The organism is Microbulbifer maximicatervae (SeqCode) (assembly GCF_052467615.1).
The window spans coordinates 2,745,516-2,765,566 of the sequence record NZ_CP174319.1 but is presented as its reverse complement, the minus strand read 5'-3'; the positions used below and the strand labels follow the sequence as shown (position 1 = coordinate 2,765,566).

Annotated in this window: 17 protein-coding genes; 9 read left to right on the top strand and 8 right to left on the bottom strand. The window is 53.8% G+C overall.

The features are described from left to right. Positions 1–4 precede the first annotated feature (4 nt). Positions 5–460 (bottom strand): DUF2269 family protein, encoded by a 456-nt coding sequence (locus tag ACJJIM_RS12335; protein ID WP_444911100.1) that lies wholly within the window; start codon positions 458–460, stop codon positions 5–7. A gap of 129 nt (positions 461–589) precedes the next feature. Here ACJJIM_RS12335 and ACJJIM_RS12330 point away from each other — a divergent pair, with 129 nt between their 5' ends. Then, entirely contained in the window at positions 590–1,060 is a 471-nt protein-coding gene (locus ACJJIM_RS12330; protein ID WP_444911099.1) for a YpsA SLOG family protein, read from the top strand. Between the two features lie 2 nt (positions 1,061–1,062). Here the strand turns inward: ACJJIM_RS12330 and adiC are convergent, their stop codons facing one another. The 5 genes from adiC to ACJJIM_RS12305 all read right to left on the bottom strand — a co-directional run bounded on the left by adiC (position 1,063) and on the right by ACJJIM_RS12305 (position 9,577). Continuing rightward, positions 1,063–2,544 carry an arginine/agmatine antiporter gene (gene adiC, locus ACJJIM_RS12325; RefSeq protein ID WP_444913394.1) on the bottom strand — a complete coding sequence of 494 codons (1,482 nt, stop codon included), beginning with the start codon at positions 2,542–2,544 and terminating at the stop codon, positions 1,063–1,065. Between the two features lie 8 nt (positions 2,545–2,552). After that, the gene (locus ACJJIM_RS12320) at positions 2,553–4,856 is read right to left on the bottom strand and encodes an Orn/Lys/Arg decarboxylase N-terminal domain-containing protein (protein ID WP_444911098.1); all 2,304 of its coding nucleotides are present in this window, start codon (positions 4,854–4,856) and stop codon (positions 2,553–2,555) included. A gap of 41 nt (positions 4,857–4,897) precedes the next feature. Next, complete coding sequence (locus ACJJIM_RS12315) at positions 4,898–6,610, bottom strand: thiamine pyrophosphate-dependent enzyme (RefSeq protein WP_444911097.1); 1,713 nt, start codon at positions 6,608–6,610, stop codon at positions 4,898–4,900. A 25-nt stretch (positions 6,611–6,635) separates the two neighbouring features. Continuing rightward, complete coding sequence (locus ACJJIM_RS12310) at positions 6,636–8,318, bottom strand: FMN-binding glutamate synthase family protein (RefSeq protein WP_444911096.1); 1,683 nt, start codon at positions 8,316–8,318, stop codon at positions 6,636–6,638. A gap of 98 nt (positions 8,319–8,416) precedes the next feature. Further along, positions 8,417–9,577, bottom strand: coding sequence for a saccharopine dehydrogenase family protein (locus ACJJIM_RS12305; RefSeq protein WP_444911095.1), 1,161 nt, complete (start codon positions 9,575–9,577; stop codon positions 8,417–8,419). Positions 9,578–9,787: 210 nt separating this feature from the next. On the opposite strand from ACJJIM_RS12305, the gene ACJJIM_RS12300 reads away from it, so the two are divergent. From ACJJIM_RS12300 to ACJJIM_RS12290, 3 genes are read left to right on the top strand one after another with little or no spacing between them, the layout of a single operon-like run. Further along, the gene (locus ACJJIM_RS12300) at positions 9,788–11,092 is read left to right on the top strand and encodes a condensation domain-containing protein (protein ID WP_444911094.1); all 1,305 of its coding nucleotides are present in this window, start codon (positions 9,788–9,790) and stop codon (positions 11,090–11,092) included. A 34-nt stretch (positions 11,093–11,126) separates the two neighbouring features. Continuing rightward, a complete protein-coding gene (locus tag ACJJIM_RS12295) occupies positions 11,127–11,927 on the top strand; it encodes a glycosyltransferase (RefSeq protein WP_444911093.1) in 801 nt (266 codons plus the stop codon). A 24-nt stretch (positions 11,928–11,951) separates the two neighbouring features. After that, a complete protein-coding gene (locus ACJJIM_RS12290; RefSeq protein ID WP_444911092.1) occupies positions 11,952–12,893 on the top strand; it encodes an NAD-dependent epimerase/dehydratase family protein in 942 nt (313 codons plus the stop codon). Here the strand turns inward: ACJJIM_RS12290 and ACJJIM_RS12285 are convergent. Next, complete coding sequence (locus tag ACJJIM_RS12285) at positions 12,890–13,615, bottom strand: UDP-2,3-diacylglucosamine diphosphatase (RefSeq protein ID WP_444911091.1); 726 nt, start codon at positions 13,613–13,615, stop codon at positions 12,890–12,892. The two genes, ACJJIM_RS12290 and ACJJIM_RS12285, sit on opposite strands and share 4 nt — an antisense overlap. 35 nt (positions 13,616–13,650) lie before the next feature. Beyond that, the gene (locus ACJJIM_RS12280) at positions 13,651–14,160 is read right to left on the bottom strand and encodes a peptidylprolyl isomerase (protein WP_108733726.1); all 510 of its coding nucleotides are present in this window, start codon (positions 14,158–14,160) and stop codon (positions 13,651–13,653) included. A gap of 213 nt (positions 14,161–14,373) precedes the next feature. Between ACJJIM_RS12280 and ACJJIM_RS12275 the strand changes: the two genes are divergently transcribed. The 5 genes from ACJJIM_RS12275 to ACJJIM_RS12255 all read left to right on the top strand — a co-directional run bounded on the left by ACJJIM_RS12275 (position 14,374) and on the right by ACJJIM_RS12255 (position 20,014). Beyond that, the gene (locus ACJJIM_RS12275; RefSeq protein ID WP_413662529.1) at positions 14,374–16,047 is read left to right on the top strand and encodes a glutamine--tRNA ligase/YqeY domain fusion protein; all 1,674 of its coding nucleotides are present in this window, start codon (positions 14,374–14,376) and stop codon (positions 16,045–16,047) included. 87 nt (positions 16,048–16,134) lie between these two features. Continuing rightward, on the top strand, positions 16,135–17,511 hold the full coding sequence (gene cysS / locus ACJJIM_RS12270) for a cysteine--tRNA ligase (protein WP_444911090.1): 1,377 nt from the start codon (positions 16,135–16,137) through the stop codon (positions 17,509–17,511). A 114-nt stretch (positions 17,512–17,625) separates the two neighbouring features. Further along, entirely contained in the window at positions 17,626–17,814 is a 189-nt protein-coding gene (locus tag ACJJIM_RS12265; protein ID WP_108733723.1) for a DUF3012 domain-containing protein, read from the top strand. A 15-nt stretch (positions 17,815–17,829) separates the two neighbouring features. Further along, positions 17,830–19,257 (top strand): Wadjet anti-phage system protein JetA family protein, encoded by a 1,428-nt coding sequence (locus ACJJIM_RS12260; RefSeq protein ID WP_413662527.1) that lies wholly within the window; start codon positions 17,830–17,832, stop codon positions 19,255–19,257. Beyond that, positions 19,250–20,014 carry a DUF4194 domain-containing protein gene (locus ACJJIM_RS12255; protein WP_444911089.1) on the top strand — a complete coding sequence of 255 codons (765 nt, stop codon included), beginning with the start codon at positions 19,250–19,252 and terminating at the stop codon, positions 20,012–20,014. The genes ACJJIM_RS12260 and ACJJIM_RS12255 overlap by 8 nt, the downstream gene beginning before the upstream one ends. Positions 20,015–20,051: the final 37 nt, after the last annotated feature.

Below are 20,051 nucleotides of genomic sequence, written 5' to 3'. Positions count from 1 at the left end.
TTCCTTATAGTACTGGTTTGGATACCATCAGATAGACAATGGTAACGGTCATGGGAAATGCGATAGCCCCGAGCAGGCACCAAGCCATCATTAGCTTGCGCATTTTGTCTATATTACCGTCTTCTTTGGCATGTTTACGCAGCTGGTACTGAAGGTAAACAACCGGCAGCCACAACAAGAACACGGTTGCGCTGAGACCGGCGGCTAATTGCAACCAGGCTTGTAGCATCCAGCTTGGATTAATCAGCAGCATACCCACCGCACTACCGAATAGACCGATTACCGCCGATCCGGTAAATATCCAGTCTGCCTGTACCGTTTCCCGGCTGACCCACTGCATAACTTGGGCATTTCCGGACAGCCAGCCCCTCAGGGTGTACCAAGCGATGCCGGTCCCTGTGCCGAGTACGATTATGGCGCAGAGGATATGCAGTGTTTTCAGTATCAGATAGTAATTCACAGAGCTGCCGGCCAGACTAAAGTTGGAGATAAATTAGTGGCTGCGGTCGTTAATTTCAATGCCAATTATCGCTGCCTTGATATCTGCTAGCTCGAGCTAGTAGGACGATAAACGATATGGGGGAGAAAAGTGATCTTCCGACCGGAGAAAATTATCAGTGGTGGTCAGACAGGGGCGGATACCGGCGGCTTGCTGGCAGGACAGCGCCTGGGAATTCCCACCGGTGGCACAGCACCGCAGGGTTACTGGACTGAGATCGGTGATCGGCCGGATTTTCTGAAAGGGCTTGGGCTAGTTGAAAACACGTCCCCGGATCTGGAAGAGCGTACTCGTGAGAATATCCGCAACTCTGATGCCACTGTTATCTTCACAACCAATCCCAGTAGTGATGGCACCCTGTTTACTATTGAGTTCTGCCAGGCATCGGGGAAACCACACTTGGTAGTCAATCCGACTGATGCCGATCGAGTACAATTGGTGCGCGACTTTATCCTCAAGAATCGTCCGCAGACGCTCAATGTGGCGGGTAACCGTGAATCCAACTCCCAAGGGATTACTGAAATTACCGCGGAAACCATCGAGAGGGCGCTAACCTGCTGAGTCTAGGGTTCAATGTGCCTCTCAAGATGATGACCCGAGGGGTTGGGTGCGCGCAGGCGCAATTCCAAGTCCGGGTATTGCCCTACGGAAAACCAGAAGAACAGGCACAGGGCAGCAATTGTGGCAAAGAGAGTGAAGTAGTGAACCCAGGCTGGTTCTGGCCCACCGGGTAGAAAGTGCTTTTCTTCAACGCTGCGACGGCGATTTAAAATTAGCGCATAAAAAATGACTGTCGCAATCACAAAGATCAGGGACCAGCGGGTTTGTTGCCCGTCAGATCCCACCAGGGCCACAAGGCAGTACACCGCTGCAATCAGCAAAATCACAGTAAACAGTCCGTACTGCTGAGGCGGCATTTTGCCGTAGGCTAAAACCCGCAAAGCTACCGCTGAATAGATATAGGGCATCAGCGTCATAATCACAGCGACAGAGGCAATTTTGCCAAACTGCTGGCTGGCCGTTGGCGATATGGTGGTAAGTATCAATACAGACATCAGCACGGCCACCAGGGTTAATCCGCCGGTAGGCACGCCTTTGTTATTGGTGCGGGCAAATAGTGCTGCAAACAGGCCATCATCTGCCGCCGCCTTGGCAGACTGCCCCACCAACAGTATCCAGCCGCCCAATGAACCGATACAGCCAATAGCGGCGCACAGGGCTACGACATTGGCCGCAGTATTTCCCAGTGCCAGGCGAGCAGCATCGGCAAAGGGAGCGGAGGAGCTGATTAATTCCTGGTTCGGCAGCATCCCCATAATGACCGATGAGCTGAGTACATAGGCAATAGAAGCCAGGATAACTCCCCCAACCGTTGCGATTGGGACGTTCTTGGTGGGGTCTTTTACCACTGCGGCGGATACAGAGGCGGTTTCCACCCCAATAAAGGCCCAGAGCGTGAAGGTCAGGCTGGCCATAATGGCACTGGGGTCGCTTTTGCCTGAAACATTCCAGCTGCTGGTAAAGTTTTGCTGGTCGAACCAGAACCAGCCAAAAATAGCGGTGCCGAGGATTGGAAGCAAAACCAGGCCGGTGGTGAGGGATTGGATGCGACCGACGGTGCGCGGGCCCAGTACATTGGCGTAAGTCAGCAGCCAGACCATGGCAACCTGGGCCATGGCAAAAGTCAGTGGGTCTTTTAACGGAGGAAAAAAATGGGTCAGATAGCCCAGGCCTGCAGTAATCAGCGCAACATTACCGATTACATTGGCCAGCCAGTAAACCAGATTGGTTTGGTAGCCAATGTAATCGCCAAAAGCGCGGCGGGCATAGGCGTAAGGGCCGCCGGCTGCGGGATAGATAGCGGCGAGCTTGGCAAATACCAGGGCCAAGGAGATAGCGCCGACAATGGTTATCAACCAGCCGATCAAAGAAATACTGCCGACTGCGGCGAGATTGGCGGGGAGCATAAAAACCCCAGAGCCCATCATATTGCCTGCAACCATCAGGGTTGCGGGCACTAAGCCTATTTTATGCTCCTCTTTGATAGGCGAGCCTATGGCGAGTCTCCCCGCAGGGCGTAAATATGATAATGGCCGTCCCGCACCTCTACTCCGTGGTTATCGTGGGTAAAGCCTGGAAATTGCTGGTCGAAGGCTTCCAGAGTTCTCAAGTAAATCAATGCCGGACTATCTTCATCGCCAAAATTTTCGCCGGGCATTAACAGAGGAATACCTGGAGGGTAGGGTACAACGCCCGTGGCTGCGGTACGTCCCGGTAACTTGCTTAGCGGAAGCATTTCCACATTGCCGCGAACCAGGGTTTCATAAGCTTGTACCGGACTGCAGTCAGCTCTAGGTAAGGCTGAAAATCCTGCAGACATTTGCACTGTGGTTTGCAATTTTTTCATGGAAGCAAACATATTGTCTGCAAGGTCGCGCAGCCCGATATTGCGATAGGCTGGGGACTTTTTTATAAGGTTTGGCAGGCATTCACTTAAGGGCCGGTTGGCATCGAAGTCGCGCTTAAAGGCCAGTAAAGCATTGATTAGAGTGCCCCACTTACCCTTGGTAATACCGATAGAAAACAGGAACAAAATCGTAAAATCGGTAGTTTTCTCCACGATAATGCCGAGGTTGTCCAGGTATTTACTGACGATGTTGGCAGGTATTCCAGATGCAGACAGTTTGCCATTAGGGTTTATCCCCGGGGTGGTAATCGATACTTTAATCGGGTCCAACATGCAGTAATCTGGCTCAATATCACCAAATCCATGCCATGACTCGCCAGGGTCTAATAACCAGCAGCTGGGCTCATGACACAGGAGTTCTGCTGGGGCGCTGTGAAAGGCGTAGTTGTGCCCGTTACTGGGGTCGGTGACATGCTCAGGCTGCCAACCTCCGAAGAACCACTCTTCTTTATCGCGATACTCCTGCTGCAAACGGGCCAATACTTGTCGGAACGCTACGGCCTCAGCAATTGACTCCTCTGTTAATGCTTTTCCACCCGGCCCATCCATCATTGCTGCGCTCACATCATTGGAGGCCATGATGGAGTAAAGTGGGGAGGTTGAGGCATGCATCATAAAGGCTTCATTAAAGCGCCCATGCTCAATGGGTTTACGCCCATCGCGAATGTGAATCATCGATGCCTGGGACAATGCGGCGAGTAATTTATGTGTTGACTGAGTGGCAAATTTGCTCGGGCCATTTTTCGCGTCGGCTTCGCCCAAATCGTACATCGCGAAGCGATCCCGGTAGATAGGATTAAATCGAGCGTATGAGTACCAGGCTTCGTCAAAGTGCAGGCGATCAACGGACTCGCCGAGAAGTTCTTCCACTCTGCGCACGTTGTAACAGAGACCATCGTAGGTGGAGTTGGTAATGACGGCGTGAACGGCACGGGAATTTTGGGCGTGCTTGGACAAAGGGTTTTGCCGAATAGCATTGGCAACAGAGCTGGCCGTCAGCTGCTGGGGAGGGACAGGGCCTATGAGGCCGTAGTTGTTGCGTAGGGGTATCAGGTAGGTCGGAACTGCACCTGACATGGTGATCGCGTGTTCAACGGATTTATGGCAGTTTCGATCGCATAGAGCCATTTGCCCCCGGGTAACCGATGCCATCAATATGACTCTATTCGATGTCGAAGAGCCATTGGTTACATAGTAAGTGCGATCCGCACCAAATACTTTTGCTGCATATTGCTCTCCCTTGGCAATGGGGCCCGAGTGATCCAAAAGCGATCCCAGCTCTGTTACAGAAACAGACAGGTCCGAGCGCAACATATTTTCCCCAAAGAAATCGTAAAAAGCGCGACCCGCAGGGGATTTGAGAAAAGCTGTTCCCCCCGTGTGGCCGGGTGTGTGCCACGAATATTCATGGACCCGGGCAAAGTGGGTCAGGGCGCGAAACATGGGGGGAAGAATGGTGTGGCGGTATCTCTCAATCGCGCTTTGGATGCGACCGCCGATAAAGGTCGGGGTATCTTCCAGCATCCAGATAAAATCGTTGGCTAATTCCAGGGCCCGTCGCGGCATGGTGCTGACAGTCTGCTGATCTGCCAGAAGGAATACCGGCATTTGGGGATTGCGGGCGCGTAGCTCTTCCAATACAACCAGGGCGGGGCATTTCGCTTCACCGGGCAGGGTCCAATTAATCAGCAGGCATTGGATCGCGGTGTTAGTACTCAGTATGGCGCAGGCATCACTACCGCTGGTGGTTGTTATTACGTCAATTTTTCGCTCTGATAACTCTGCCTGTAGCCTCATGGCGGCGCGGCCGGGAGCGCTGTTGTCGTCGACTTCACTGCTGGCGATCAGGGCCAGCATGCTGTTATGGCGTTGCTGTCCGAAATGATGCATGAGTGCCGCACAAACCTTTTATTGTGGCCTGCTAAAAAGTCTCAGCGCAGGAAATTGTCTCGCAAAAGATCTACCACCTCATCTGCGCGGCCGTTGAGTATTGCCTTAAGTCCGAACAGTGCGGTGGAGGTGACTTGCTGCGCCGTAACTTCCGGCGGCATCACCAGCTCCACGCGGTTCGTCGGTACGCTGAGTAGTGCCGGCCCGTCAGTGGCGAGCCAGCGCTTCATGCTGTCCTCAAGCTGATCCGCACTCTCGATACTGGCACCGCTGATGCCACAAGCTTCGGCAACGCGGCCGAAGTCCGGGTTGTGTAAGTCGGTATAGCTGTCGAGTAGCCCCTCAATACGCTGCTCCATCTCTACGAAGCCGAGGGAATTGTTGTTAAATACCAGGACTTTTAATGGGATTTTTTCTTGCACCAGTGTCAACAGGTCTCCCATTAACATGGTCATACCACCGTCGCCGCACATAGCGATGACCTGGCGCCCGGGATAGGCTTTGGCCATGCCCAGGGCTTGGGGGTAGGCGTTGGCCATGGTGCCATGGGAAAGGCTGGTGAGAAATGAGCGTTTGCCGTTGGCAGTGAGGTCGCGGAGCATCCAAACCATACAGGCGCCGCCATCGGCGGTGAATACGGCATCCTCATCGGCCAGCTTGTTGAGCGTCTGGGCGACAAATTGAGGGTGGATCAGGCTGGGGTCTTTCTCTTTGCCGCGGCTCTTCATCTCTTCCCGATCTTTTTTGTATCGTTCGAGAAGGTCATCGAGGAAGGTACTGTCGGTGCGGGCCTTTAATCGGGGCAAGAGGGCTTCAATGGTTGGACCCACATGCCCTACCAGGCCCATATCCACAGGGGCGCGTCGCCCCAGGTGCGGCGCTTCCGCATCAATTTGAATAATGGTGGCTTTTTCCGGGTAGAACTGGGTATAGGCAAAATCGGTACCCAGGCACAGTAACAGGTCACAAGTCTCCATGGCCCGGTAGCCTGCGGGATTGCCGAGAATCCCGGTCATGCCTACATGGCAGGGGTTGTCGTATTCGAGAAACTCTTTCGACTTGGTGGTGTGGGCAATAGGAGCGGCCAGGTGTTGCCCTAGTTTTACTACTTCATCGTGAGCGTGACGGCAGCCGATACCGCCGTAAATAGTGATATTTTTTGCGGCGTTGATTTTCTTTGCCAGGGCGTCGAGCTCAGAGTCAGACGGACGCGCTAGCCATTCAGGGCGATGTACCGACCAGGGCAGACTGTCTTTGCTTTTCTCCTTGAACAAGTCGCCGCTAATTTGCACCACCGCGACTCCACCGCGAGTAAGCGCAGTTTGTGCAGCCTGCACAATCATTCGACGGGCTTGTTCCGGGTGGGTCATGGTTTCACAGAAGACCGAACACTGTTCGTAGAGCTTTTGCTGATCCACTTCCTGTGGATAGCCGAACCCCTGTTCCGCACGGTCGATTCGAGAGGCAATCAGTACCACCGGGGCGCCATTGCGATGGCTTTCAAAAATGCCGTTGATAAAGTGCAGGCTGCCGGGCCCGGCAGTTCCGGCGCAGACGCTCAACTCACCGGTAAGGTAAGACTCACCCCCAGCGGCGAAAGCGCCCACTTCCTCATGGCGCACATGTATCCACTCCAAGTCGGAAGTGCGTACCGCTGATGTGAAGTGATTGATGGTATCGCCGACAATGCCGTAACACCGTTTGGCGCCGGCCTTGACCAGTGTATCGACAATAATTTCTGAAACGGTCTGCATAGCAGTCTCCACAGATTGGGTGGGGCTAGCGGTTAATAGCGCGTCGGATCGACGCGTACTTGCCTTCTTCGAGCTTGATCGCAGGCTGAAAACTGTCTGCCTGTGCGGCCAGCCACCAGTGCCAGTAAGGCGTATCTTCCGGTGCGTCGATTAGGGAGTTGGTGTCGAGAAAATGCCAGATACGATCTATCGGCCTGGATTCAGCGCCATTAATTCGGTGAACCAGGTGATAGGGTTTCAGGTCCCGGGGATCGGTAAGCCCTGCGCCGGCCACTATATCCCCCAGTGCTTCGAGAGTTTTTGCCTGGAAAGCAGCCGCCCTTTTACTCTGCACATCCACCACCAGCCCGCGCTGTCGCCGAGGGTCCTGGGTGGTAACGCCAGTTGGGCAGGTATCCGTATGGCAGCGCTGGGACTGGATGCAGCCCACGGAAAACATAAATGCCCGCGCCGCATTGCACCAGTCAGCGCCAATGGCCAGGCACTGTGCCAGGCCGGACGCGGAATAAACCTTGCCGCTGGCGGCCAGCTTCACCTTATCTTTCAGGCCCGCCCCCACCAGAGCATTGCGCACGATAATCAGCCCCTCCAGCAGCGGCATGCCCACGTGGTTGGACAGCTCCAGCGGCGCCGCGCCGGTGCCGCCTTCGGCGCCATCCACAACAATAAAGTCCACCAGTTTCCCGGTCTCGTGCATGGCCTTCATAATGGCCATCACTTCGTAGATATGCCCTACGCAGAGTTTTATGCCTACCGGTTTGCCGCCGGAGAGTTCGCGCATCTGCTCGGCGAATTCAAGCATTTCAATGGGGGTGGAGAACATGGAGTGCGCGCGAGGGGAGACGCAGTTCTGCCCGGGTGTAACCTTGCGGGTGGAAGCGATCTCCTGGGTAACTTTGGCGCCGGGTAAAACTCCACCGTGCCCAGGTTTGGCGCCTTGGCTCAATTTAATTTCCGTCATTTTGACCTGGTCGTTGCAGGCCTCGCGGAATAGATCCGGGTTAAAGCTGCCGTCATCGTTGCGCGCACCGAAATAACCGGTACCCAATTCCCACACTAGGTCGCCGCCGTGCTTGCGGTGATAGGGGCTGATACCTCCCTCACCGGTATCGTGATAGAAGCCGCCAATTGAGGCTCCCTTATTCAAGGCTTCTACTGCGGCAGCGGACAGAGCGCCAAAGCTCATGGCAGAGATATTTAACAGGGCGGCGGAGTAGGGCTGTTTGCAGCGGCCCGTGCCCACTTCAGTACGGCAGGAAGTGTCTGCATTTTTTTCGGGCTTCACCGAGTGAGTGAGCCAGGTATATTCCTCACTCTGCACATCTTTTTCAGTGCCGAACGGATGCATATCGGAAAAACCTTCAGAGCGGGCGTACACCAGTCGTCGGGCTTCAATGCTGTAAGGGCGCCCCTCCTCATCACCCTCGACCATATAGGCGCGGAAATAGGGACGCAGGTTCAGGAATATCCAGCGAATGCGGCCGGCAACCGGGAAGTTCCGCGTAATGCTCCAGTGGGGTTGGAGCATATCGTAGATTCCCAGTAGTACCAGTGAAACGCTAGTCAGTAGAGCCACCAGCCACCAGGCGCTGTCTGTAAACGTGAGCACCAAGAAGAACGGGGTCAGGATGAGAGCGGTAATGGGGATTATTGCGCGCTTTATACCATTCCGGCCGGAATAGGCGCACCAGGGGTTGGAGCTACTCATAAAATCAGGTTCAGCATCGTTACATAAAGTTCCGATACTGAACCTAGATCATTTGTAAGGGTTCTGCCTTGATAAGGTCAACTAAAGGGCTTTTTCCCCTAGCTCGCCGCCAACGCAGGCAGTGAATTTTGCTCTGCAGGTAAAAACTCGATGGCAGTGACGATGGAGTAATCCTTCAGTTCATCCAGAATTTCATCCAGCTTCAATAGTTGCCAGCATGCGCGCGCGCCACTGTCTGAAATCTCACCGCGAAGGAATTTTCTCGCTAAAGCCACTGCGGGTGCTGCAGGAATCCAGACGCCATCGCCATCCATTCCAAGTATTTGCCACTGCCTACCAGCTGTCCTACCGTCAGCATCTTCACCCAGTGCGCGGACAATCATGCCGCCGTGAGAGCTGCCACCAGGCCAGCGGGCACTCAATTTATGGGCAATCTGTGCGATGCGGGAGCTTGTAGCGGGCAAATTTAGGCGCGAGAGTTGGGCGCACAAAGACAGGCCGGCCTGGAGAATCAGGGGCTCTGTCCCCGTGGAAAATAGTGCTGTGTTTAAATCTGGCAGGTACCTGGGGCACAACTCCAGGTCGGGTACTTCAAAGTCGCACAGCCAGCGTTTTCCCACAGGGTGGGCAAGACTTACCGAGCGCAGGTGATTGCCGGCAAATGATTCTCTCCAGCGCCCATCCCGCAATTGGGGGAAGCTCTCCCCCAGTGCTTCAAAACCGGAGCGCACGGTGGCGAGGCCGCGTTCTACCTTGTGTGCCGGAGCAATTGCCGCCTGCACGGAGCGAATGACCGGCAGCTCTTTCTGGATCTCAGCTATGGCTGCTGAACTGAGGCCGGGCAGGCTGCTGGCACCGGATACCATGGCGATACCGGCGGCCTCGGCGGCCGGGGAGAGACGGTGAAAATCACATACAAAGCGGCGCGCATCTGAAATATCGATGTAGGGTGTGCGGGCTTCAATGCAGGCTTTGGCCACCCGGTAATCGGTTTCTCTCTGGTAGGGGCCAGCGCAGTGGATTAATAAATCCAGGTGCAAGGCTTTCAGTTGCGCAGTCAAGTTGATGGAGTCCCTCTCCAATCGTAACCCCTCGGCGAGGCCACTGAGTGATTGGGCGCAGCGGTCTGCCCGTGTCTTGTTATGGCCGGCAATAATCAGCTGGATATTGGGCTCAGAACTCAGCATTTGTGCAATACGTGCACCGAAATTGCCGTAGCCGCCGAGAATCAATACGCGTTTATTCAGGTTATTGATCACCTGGATGGAACTCCTGCCCCTTATAGTTTGTAGAGATCATGCATCGTGCCGGTGACTTAAATCAAGAGAATCTTGTCTGCGCCTTCAGCATACCGCCGTTGTCATTTCACTGTTTTGTATATTCTAAAAGTAACGTTCCCGATGATCTTGTGCAGTTTTATCAGACTCATTAGTGATCTTGTGTCGGGCAAATGATTTTTGGAGACCAGAATGGCCGGTTGGAGTTTATCGACTCAGGTCCCCCTATCGATCACTGAGCAGCGTATTTATGATTTGCATCACCGCAAGGATCTGGTCGACCTGATTACCCGCGCCATGGTTTTCAAAGGAGAATTCGATGTTGAACTGTTTAAGAAGTCTATTTCAGAGGTGGTAAACACCTATCCGATTTTTCGCTGTCGTTATAGCGGGGAACCGGCTGTTCGCTCCTTTGTAGATATTGAACTGGACTATATCGACATCCGCCACTTAAGTGATGCTCACTTCGAGAGCTTTTTGCGTCAATTTGGTAGCTCGCCAATGGATTTGACGCAGGACCAATTGTTGGGACTCAGTGTTCTTCGCAGTGGAGAAGATGAATACATTTTCTTGACCAAGTGTCACCACATCATTGCCGATGGGATTAGCTTGTCACTCCTCTGGTCTGAATCCTTGACTCACTATTTGGATAGTGTGAAGGGTAAGGATTATCAACCTAGGGTGGAAACTGCAGACTTTGCTGATTATGTGAATTATGAAAATACCTATCTGAGATCGCCGAGGGGGGATAAGGCGCGAAATCTTTGGCAGCAAAAGTTGCAATCCCAAAAAGATGAGATAGAGCAGTTGCCCCAATCGGAAGAGACCTCGGTTATTTGTAGTGAAGTAATCCAGCACATAGATGAGATTGAGCTGGAGCAGATAAAGGCATTGGCCAGCTCGGAGAATGTGAGTCTCTTCGCCTATCTGACAGCCGCATTTCAGCAGGTTTTATGTGAATTCATACCTCACTCTTTTTGGATGAATGGCAATTTATCCCTTCGGCTTAAGAGGGAGTATCGGGAAGTGTTTGGCCCTATGTGCCGGTATGTCAACCTGATGGTTTGTAGGGATGAATCCTGGCAGGAGAAGCTCACGCGCCTGTCTGCGGAGATAAAGTATGCCATGCGCACGGTTTATGCTGCTGATGCAATTGGGCCCCACGGCCTGATTGGCCATCACCTCGATGCATCCCATTGCTACTTGGTGACTTTCCTGCAAACAGAGGAGCATCGGGAAGGTTTTTTTGCGGTTTATACCGGTGAAACTTCTGACTGGGTCAAATTGGATGACCACTTGAAGATTCGCATTGTCCCTCTGGCGACGCGCTTAACGCCATATGGCATCTATCTATCTATTACCGTCTTTGGGAAGCAGTTGCGCTCGAGCTTTATCTACAATGAAAATTGCTTTGAACAAAAACAAGTAGAAGCAATGGTAAGTCGCTGGTGTGACAGATTATTGTGCGGACCTGAAGATATTCTACCGCCGCTGTAAATAAAGCTGTATAGGGACTGTAGAGCCAATTGTTATGTCAAGATGTGCCTTTGTGACCCTGGTTAATAGTCCTGATTATGTGATAGGTGCGCAGGCACTGAAACACTCATTGGATCGTACGGCCAGTGCCTATCCGTTAATTTGTATGGTGCCACCGAACAGTTGTGATCCAGCGCCATTGGAAGCGGCGGGCTGCAAGATAAAAGAAGTTTATACGCCTCGTTTTTCCGATGAGTTTATCCGCCGCCATAAACGCGATTCTTTGCACCGGCGCGCGCCCTTTGACAAGGGTAGTAAGCCCGCTTTCCATGACCCACTGAATAACTTTTGCAAATTGGCACTGTGGCAATTGACCCAATTCGATAAGCTTGTTTTCCTGGATGCGGACACCCTGGTATTGCGCAATATTGACCACTTGATGAATTACCCGGAATTTTGCGCAGCTCCCAATCTTTACGAAGACTTGGATGGATTTCATCGTATGAATTCGGGATTGTTTACTGCAGTACCGAGTGAAGCGACTTACCAAAAAATGCTTGAGCAACTGGATCGACCAGGGGTTTTCTGGCGACGCACAGACCAGACATTTTTGCAGTCCTTTTTTCCTCGTTGGCACGGCCTGCCTTATATCTATAACGCCTTGCAATACCTCTACCTGAATTTACCGCAGCTGTGGCAGTGGGACAGTATTCATGTCATTCACTACCAATATGAAAAACCCTGGCAAAAACAGCACTCAAAAGTTGAAAAGCTCAAGCCCCTGATCGACTTGTGGTGGGCGGTTTACGAAGGGCGAGATATCGCCGTTGATCTGGATGAGTTAGCCCGTGCTTAGAAAATAAAATCGAGAGAGGGAATTGTGAGAATAGGGATAACTGGTGCGAGTGGCTATGTGGGGCAATTTCTAGTCAGGCATTTTTTACGGCAGGGCTATGAAGTGCGAGCATTACTGCGCAGGGAGGAAAGTGCAGCTCTTTTTCGCAGTATTGCTTCACCCAGATTGGCGTGGAGTATCGGGGATATTACTTCTGATACAACGCTACAGACATTCGTCAGCAATCTAGATGTGGTGGTGCATGCAGCTTTCGAGCATCTTCCTGGGTGCTATCGAAAAGGGGAGGGGGACGATCTCGAGGGTTTTCTACATGTAAATCTCAGTCAAACCCTGGCATTAATCCGATACGCCTATGCAGCGAAGGTAAAAAAATTTGTTTTTATTTCCAGTCGTGCCGTTTATGCCACTGGAAAGTTGAGCGGTTCTTTAAGTGAGGAGCAGGTTGTTCAGCCGGATACTTTCTACGGCGGCTATAAAGCGGCTGTGGAAGCCATGCTGTCTGCTTGGGCATATCAGCGTGGCTGGCATGCGGTGTCATTGCGCTTAACTGGAGTTTACGGGCTGGTGAGTCCGCTAAGTCGCAGCAAGTGGTATGACATCGCTCGAGCCGTGATATCTGGGGAAGCCTATTTAAATTCCCGGCTTTCAACGGAAGTGCACGGAGAAGATGTGGCGCGGGCGGTAGAGCTATTACTTGAGCACGAAGATGCCCGGGGGCGGGCAGTAAACTGTAGTGATTGCCTGGTTAGCAGTCGCGAGTTGGTAAAGATTCTAAGATCGATATCTGGACAGCAGGGACCGCTACCTCTCCAGCCACAAGTGAAACCACCGGCAGTGATGGATTGCGCTTATTTACAGGGGAAAGGTTTTCAATTTGGGGGTGTGCAGCGTTTGCGGGAGACGCTTGAGGAATTGGTAGAGGCTGCGCAGCAACAGCAGAGCCTCATCCAAAACGCCGGCTCCTAGCCGATCGGCCAGTGAATCAACTCCAGTGAGTCTTTGTCCGCTTTCAGGCACCAGGCATTCTTATCCCAGTCTCCCAGCACAATACGCTCCGCCGGTTCACCGTTGATCGTCAACGCGTGGCGGGCGGGCCGGTGGGTGTGGCCGTGGATCAGTCGAAGCACATTGTGCTCAAGCATCACCCGCTCCACTTCTTCCTGGGTTACATCCATGATGTCTTCGGCCTTGCGGCTGTTCATACTCTTGGATGCCATACGAATCTGCGCGGCAATAGCGCGGCGTTCCTGTAGAGACCTGGCCAATAGCTCTTGTTGCCACTTGGGGTCCCGGGCCTGGCGGCGGAACGCCATATACTCTTTGTCGAGGGTGCAAAGGCTGTCGCCGTGCATAAGCAACACGCGCTCATTACCGAGGGACAACGCAGTCGGGTCCTGAAGTAAAGTGGCTCCCGCGCGCTGGGCGAAGTCGGTACCCAGCAGGAAATCCCGATTGCCGTGCATCAGGTACAACTCTACGCCGGTACCGCTATAGCGACTTAACTCGCCAATCACTTCGCGGGCCAGCGGGGCATCGTCGTCGTCGCCAACCCACGCCTCAAAAAAGTCGCCGAGAATATATAGCGCCTCAGCACCGGCAGCTCGCCCGTGCAGAAAATCAAAAAACGCCCGGGTAATATCCGGGCGTTTTTCGTCGAGGTGCAAGTCAGAAATAAAATAAGTAGACAATGTCCCCGCCTTAGAGTCGGTACTGACCCGTGGAATTACTTATCGGCGTAGGCGTCAGAGATGCTGATACCGGTGATTTCGATAGTCTCCAGGGGTACGTCCTGGTGGAAGCCTTTGCTGCCGGTTTTAACGTCTTTGATTTTGTTGACCACGTCCATGCCGTCGACAACCTTACCAAATACGCAGTAACCCCAACCCTGAGAATCTTCGCTGCGGAAGTTCAGGAAATCGTTGTCCTTAACATTGATAAAGAACTGGGAGCTGGCGGAATGCGGGTCCATAGTGCGGGCCATGGCCAGGGTGCCAGTGTCGTTCTTCAAGCCATTGTTGGCTTCGTTTTCGATGGAGTCGCGGGTTTCCTTCTGTTGCATGTCCGGAGTCATGCCGCCACCTTGGATCATAAAGTTGTTGATCACCCGGTGGAAGACAGTGCCGGTATAGAAATCGTCACGGCAGTACTGCAAAAAGTTGGCAGCAGTCTTGGGTGCCTTTTCGAAATCCAATTCGATGGCTATATCTCCATGGGTTGTGTGAAGGGTGATCATAAAATGTCCTATGAGGGTTGATTTGGGGCGGCATGATACCTTGTAGTCTGTAGCTGTAAAATGCTGTGTCGGAATATCTGTGTCAATTGCACAAAAATCAAACGCTTGCAGTGAATTTCTATGAAAAGCGTTCCTTCAAATTCGATATTCTGTCTCTCAAGTAGGTTATAATTCGCCGTTTACGTTCGCACAGCTGTAAATTAAGAGAATCCTATGACATCCGAGAGCAAGCCAGCTCACTTTTTACAGAACCTTATCCGTGAAGATCTGACTGAGGGCCGGGTTACGCAGATTGCGACCCGCTTCCCGCCGGAGCCCAACGGCTACCTGCATATTGGCCACGCCAAGTCCATCTGTCTGAATTTTGGTCTGGCGCAGGAATTCGGTGGCACCTGTAATTTACGCTTTGACGACACCAACCCGGCCAAGGAAGAGGAAGAGTTTGTCGATGCGATAAAGCGCGATGTCTCCTGGCTCGGTTTTGAGTGGAATGGCGAGGCGAAGTACTCCTCGGATAATTTTGATCAATTGTACGAGTGGGCGCTGCACCTGATTAAAGATGGCAAGGCCTACGTCTGCGACCTGTCCGCAGAAGAAGCGCGTCACTATCGTGGCACGCTGAAAGAGCCGGGCAAAAACAGCCCCTTCCGCGATCGCTCTGTCGAGGAAAACCTGGCGCTGTTTGAAAAGATGCGCAACGGTGAAATGGAAGAGGGCCAGTGCAGCTTGCGCGCCAAGATCGATATGGCCGCGCCGAATATTAACCTGCGCGACCCGATCATCTACCGCATCAAAAAGATGGCCCACCACCAGACTGGTGATAAGTGGTGTATTTACCCCAGCTATGATTTCGCTCACGGACAGTGTGATGCGATTGAGGGTATCAGCCACTCCATCTGTACCCTGGAGTTTGAAGATCACAAGCCGCTGTACGATTGGCTGATTGAGAACCTGCCGGTGCCTTCGCGCCCGCGTCAGTACGAATTTGCACGCCTGCACCTCAACTACACCGTGGTGTCCAAGCGCAAGCTCAAGCAGCTGGTAGACGAAGGCCATGTAGACGGCTGGGATGATCCCCGCATGCCGACCCTGTCCGGTATGCGCCGTCGCGGCTTTACCCCGGCTTCCATTCGCAACTTCTGCGAGATGATCGGTGTAACCCGCTCCGACTCAGTTGTCGATGTGGGCATGCTGGAATACAGCATTCGCGACGATCTGGATAAAAATGCACCGCGCGCCATGTGCGTGATGGAGCCTTTGAAGATTACCCTGAAAAATTACCCGGAAGGCCAGGAAGAGATGCTGTCAGCACCCGGCCACCCGGTGCGCGATGATCTGCCGGCCCGTGAACTTCCTTTTGGCCGCACTCTCTATATTGAGAAAGAGGATTTCCGCGAAGAGGCCAACAAGAAGTACAAGCGTCTGGTGCTGGGCAAAAAAGTTCGCCTGCGCAACGCCTATGTGATCTTTGCTGAAGAAGTCGTGAAGAACGATGCCGGTGAAATTATTGAAGTGATCTGCTCGGTTGATCTGGACACCCTGGGCAAAGACCCGGCCGACGGCGTTAAGCCAAAGGGCGTGATTCACTGGGTATCTGCGGACAACAATGTCGATTGCGAAGTGCGCCTCTACGATCGCCTGTTCAATGATGCCGCGCCGGATGCCGGCGGTAAGAACTTCCTCGACTGCGTAAACCCGGACAACCTGCAAGTCCTCAAAGGCTGTAAGGCCGAGATTGGCCTGGCCAAGGCGGAGCCGGAGCAGGGCTACCAGTTCGAGCGCAACGGCTACTTCTGTCGCGACAGTAAGTACGGCAGCGCAGAAGCGCCGGTGTTTAACCGCACCATTGGTCTGCGCGACAGCTGGGCCAAAGAGCAAAACAAATAGCAAAGCGGAGAGCTGCCCGAGCGGCAGTTTTCGCGGCTGGGTCAATGACTGGCCCAGCCACACAGCAAAAAGAATTCGAGAGAAAAGATGTCTCTACAGGTCTACAACACGTTTTCCGGGAAGAAAGAACCCTTCGTACCACTGGTGGAAGATCAGGTGCGCATGTATGTGTGTGGCCCCACTGTGTACAACCGCGTGCATATTGGCAATGCCCGCCCTGTGGTGGTGTTTGACACCCTGTACCGGGTACTCAAAAGAAATTTCAGCGATGTGATTTACGCGCGCAATATCACCGATATTGACGACAAAATCATGAAGACCGCGCGGGATAACGGAGAGGAAATCGGCGTGCTGTCGGCGCGCTATGCCCAGGCCTACTACGAGGATATGGCCGCGCTCAATAACCTGGAGCCGGATATCGTCCCCTACGCCACCCAGCACTTGCCGGAAATGATCGCGATGATCGAAAGCCTGCTGGAGAAAGGTCACGCCTACGCCGCTGAGGGCCATGTGCTGTTCGCCGTGGAATCCATGCAGGAGTACGGCCAGCTGTCCAAGCGCTCCCTCGACGATATGCTCGCCGGTGCGCGGGTGGAAGTGGCGCCTTACAAAAAGTACGCCGGTGACTTCGTATTGTGGAAGCCGTCCGCCGATGATGAGCCCGGCTGGGACAGCCCATGGGGCCGTGGGCGCCCGGGTTGGCACTTGGAGTGCTCGGCCATGATCAAGAAGCACCTGGGTGACACTATCGATATCCATGGCGGCGGTCGCGACCTGACCTTCCCCCACCACGAAAACGAGCGCGCCCAGAGCTGTTGCGCCAATGGTGTGGATTTTGTGCGCTACTGGATGCACAACGGCTATGTAAATATCAATGGCGAAAAGATGTCCAAATCCCTGGGCAACTTCCGCATGGTCAAAGACCTGCTGAGCCAATACCCCGGTGAAGTGCTGCGTTTCGCACTGCTGTCTGCCCACTATCGCTCTGAGCTGAATTTCAGTGCTGATTTGCTGGATCAGGCATGGCGCACCCTGGATACTCTCTATGGCGCACTGCGTGAAACGGAAGCGGTTGAGGCTGAAGCGGCAGATCTTAATGACACCGCCTTTATCAGGGCGTTGGAAGACGATCTGAATACGCCGATCGCCATCAGCGAATTGCACCAGATTGCCCGCGATTTGAACAAAGCCGATGAGGTGGATAAAGCGCGCCTGAAAGGCTTGCTACTGGCCGCTGCAGATATGCTGGGCATTCTCCAGCAAGACCCGGAAGCCTGGTTCAAACAGGCCCGTGGTGGAGATGAAGGTATTTCTGCCGAAGAAGTTGAAGCACTGATCGAAGAGCGCGCACAAAGCAAGAAGAACCGTGACTTTGCCCGCGCCGATGAGATTCGCGAAGAGTTAAAATCCAAAGGTGTGGTGCTTGAGGATAGTCGCGAAGGGACCAAGTGGCGCCGCGAATAGCGCGGTCCCACCCCGAGACACGGATAGACTTGAGACACCGATAGATTTTCCCCGGTTTGGCACATTGCGGCCGCCGGGGAAGTGAAATTCGAATTTCATTTGTAGAAGCGAACCATGAAAAAAGTATTTGTCCTGACCAGCGCTGTGATCGCCCTTATCGCACTGACCGGCTGTGAGCCCAAACGGGGTTCCGATGCCTGGTGCGAGAAAATGGATGGCATTCCCAAAGGGCAGTGGACTTTTGACGATACCCGCGACTACACAAAATATTGTGTCTTCAACCAAAAGCCGGAAGAGGAATAAGCGGGCCTATAGTCGTTGTTCTTCGTCGATTCCTACCAACACTTCTTCCGCCCGCTGACCGGTAAATACCGCGAACAGGTGGTTGAGTGCTTGCGTCTTTTGTATGAGCGTCTGTACACCGCCAAGGCTGACTACGGTGAGTCTTTGCTGCGGGAGCAGATTCTGGAAATTTTTGCCGAGGCCCTGACCCGCGCGCCGCAGCTCGATAGCGAGGATGGAGTGCAGGACCCCGAGGGCCGCTTCCGCAACCTGCGCGATCAGGCCGTCTGGGTACTGAACAGCCTGGTGGAGTTCGGTTGGCTGGAGAAGCAGGTAGACAGCGCCACGCTCACCGCCACCTATCCGTTTAGCCGCCGGGGCCGCCTTTTCACTCAGCCGCTAGTGGAAGTGAATGGCACCCGCGTGCGCACCCGCCACCGCAATACCCGCAACACCTTAAATGCCCTGGAAGCCTTTGCCAGCCGAGGTGAAATACACGACTTGATCGATGCCTGGGAATACTCCGAGCGTATCGTGGCGGATTTCACTGATATGATCGCCGAGCTGGAAGAGCGCAAGCGGGAAATGGTGCGGGAAGTGGAGGCTCAATTGTTGGTGCAGCAGGCCACCGATGAGTTTTTCTCCTTTATGGAGAGCCGCTTCCAACCGGACCTGGCTATCCGTCTGTCTGCGGACAGCGTAGAAAAACATCGCGATTCCATCAACCGGGTGATTGACTGCATTCGCCGCAAGGAGGATATGCAGAAAGCGGAGTGGGAGAAGCGCCTGCGCCAACTGCTGCCGGAGTTGATGCAACCGGGCCACTCCCTGCTGTGGCTGATGCTCGATACCATCGAAGACCGCATGCGCCGCGCCTGTGAGGTGAAGTTGCCCGCTTTGCGCCGCGCACTACAGGGCTTTACCAAGCGTGCGGATATTATTATCCGCCAGCTCAGCTACCTGCACAGCCAGGCCGAAGGTGAATTTGCCGACCTGTGCCAGCGCCTCGGTGAAAGCCAGCAAAAAACACAAATTCTCGAGCAGCTGGGTGAACAGTTAGGTGGCTTCCAGCTGCGCCTGTTTGACCCCAAACAAACCCAGCTGTGGCAGCGCAATCGCCGCCAACCGGTAAATACCCGGGTCGAAGATGAAACTCCCATCGGTGAAGAGAACCGCCGCGAGATCGAGCTGCAACAGCTGCTCGACCAGGCGTTTAATTTCAACAACAGTAACCTGCGCGATTATCTGAGTGATGCCCTCGGCACCGGCCGCCAGATCAACAGCCGCAACCTGCCATTGCGGGACGCGCGTGATCTGCTCGCTATGAGCCATGTGATCGAAGCAGCGGCGGTGAACCAGAGCGGCTCCGCCGACCTGCAGGTGAAATTTACCGGTGAAATCGCCAGCAATGACTATTTCACCGAATTTGACGAATATATCCTGGAGCTGAAAAACAGTGATTGAACAGGCTTTGGAAGAGGCCCTGGCGCAGTGTCGCCTGAACCGCAGCGAATTTTCCGAGCTGCTGGTGCGCCTGTTGGATTACGGCGTTATCTGCCGGGATGAAAGCGTAATTGAGACCACCCTTTACGATCGCTTCCAGCGCTGCGAGCAGCTGGTGCGCGAGTGGTTGGCCCCGCTGGGATTGCGTTTGCAGCACGACAGCCGTTTCCAGTTTATCCGCGTGTATCCGCCCGGCGCCGAAGTGCCAGGTCTGCCGGATCAGGAAGAGCCGCACCACGGCGGCTTCCGCGCCCGCCTCAGCCAGCAGGAAGTGGCAGCGATTCTCGCCCTGCGCGTGGAATACGATAAAGCGCTGCGGGAAGGGCAGGTGGATGAGAGTGGTTGCGCCGCGCTATCGATGGAAGCCCTGGAGCTGGGCATGCGCAACCTGCTGAAAATGTCCCTGCCGGATAAGCACGCCGAGCGTAAAAACCTGCTGAAGAAATTGCGCCAGCTGCGTCTGGTGCAGTTCAGCAGTGAAGAAGTGGAGACCAGTGCGGAGGTTTGGTTGCGCGTACGCCCGACCATCGCCCACTTTGTCAGCGAGTCGGTATTGCACCAGCTGATCGACAGCGAAGTCCCGCCCGCAGTGGAGAGCGGGGCCACTCAAGCTGATGAAATTGATGAGGCTGAAGAAGTAGAAGAAGAGCAAGCGCTCGAACGCATCACTCCAGAAGTCGAAGATAACAGCCTGTTTGAGAGTGAAGCCGCTTCCTAGTTGAAAATAGAGGCCGCACTAGCGGCTATAAGAAATC

Coding starts and splice junctions, on each gene's coding strand:
- cysS (WP_444911090.1), top strand. CDS start 16,135: ATGTCTCTACAGGTCTACAACACGTTTTCCGGGAAGAAAGAACCCTTC.
- ACJJIM_RS12320 (WP_444911098.1), bottom strand. CDS start 4,856: ATGCATCATTTCGGACAGCAACGCCATAACAGCATGCTGGCCCTGATC.
- ACJJIM_RS12300 (WP_444911094.1), top strand. CDS start 9,788: ATGGCCGGTTGGAGTTTATCGACTCAGGTCCCCCTATCGATCACTGAG.
- ACJJIM_RS12275 (WP_413662529.1), top strand. CDS start 14,374: ATGACATCCGAGAGCAAGCCAGCTCACTTTTTACAGAACCTTATCCGT.
- ACJJIM_RS12265 (WP_108733723.1), top strand. CDS start 17,626: ATGAAAAAAGTATTTGTCCTGACCAGCGCTGTGATCGCCCTTATCGCA.
- ACJJIM_RS12280 (WP_108733726.1), bottom strand. CDS start 14,160: ATGATCACCCTTCACACAACCCATGGAGATATAGCCATCGAATTGGAT.
- ACJJIM_RS12295 (WP_444911093.1), top strand. CDS start 11,127: ATGTCAAGATGTGCCTTTGTGACCCTGGTTAATAGTCCTGATTATGTG.
- ACJJIM_RS12315 (WP_444911097.1), bottom strand. CDS start 6,610: ATGCAGACCGTTTCAGAAATTATTGTCGATACACTGGTCAAGGCCGGC.
- ACJJIM_RS12310 (WP_444911096.1), bottom strand. CDS start 8,318: ATGAGTAGCTCCAACCCCTGGTGCGCCTATTCCGGCCGGAATGGTATA.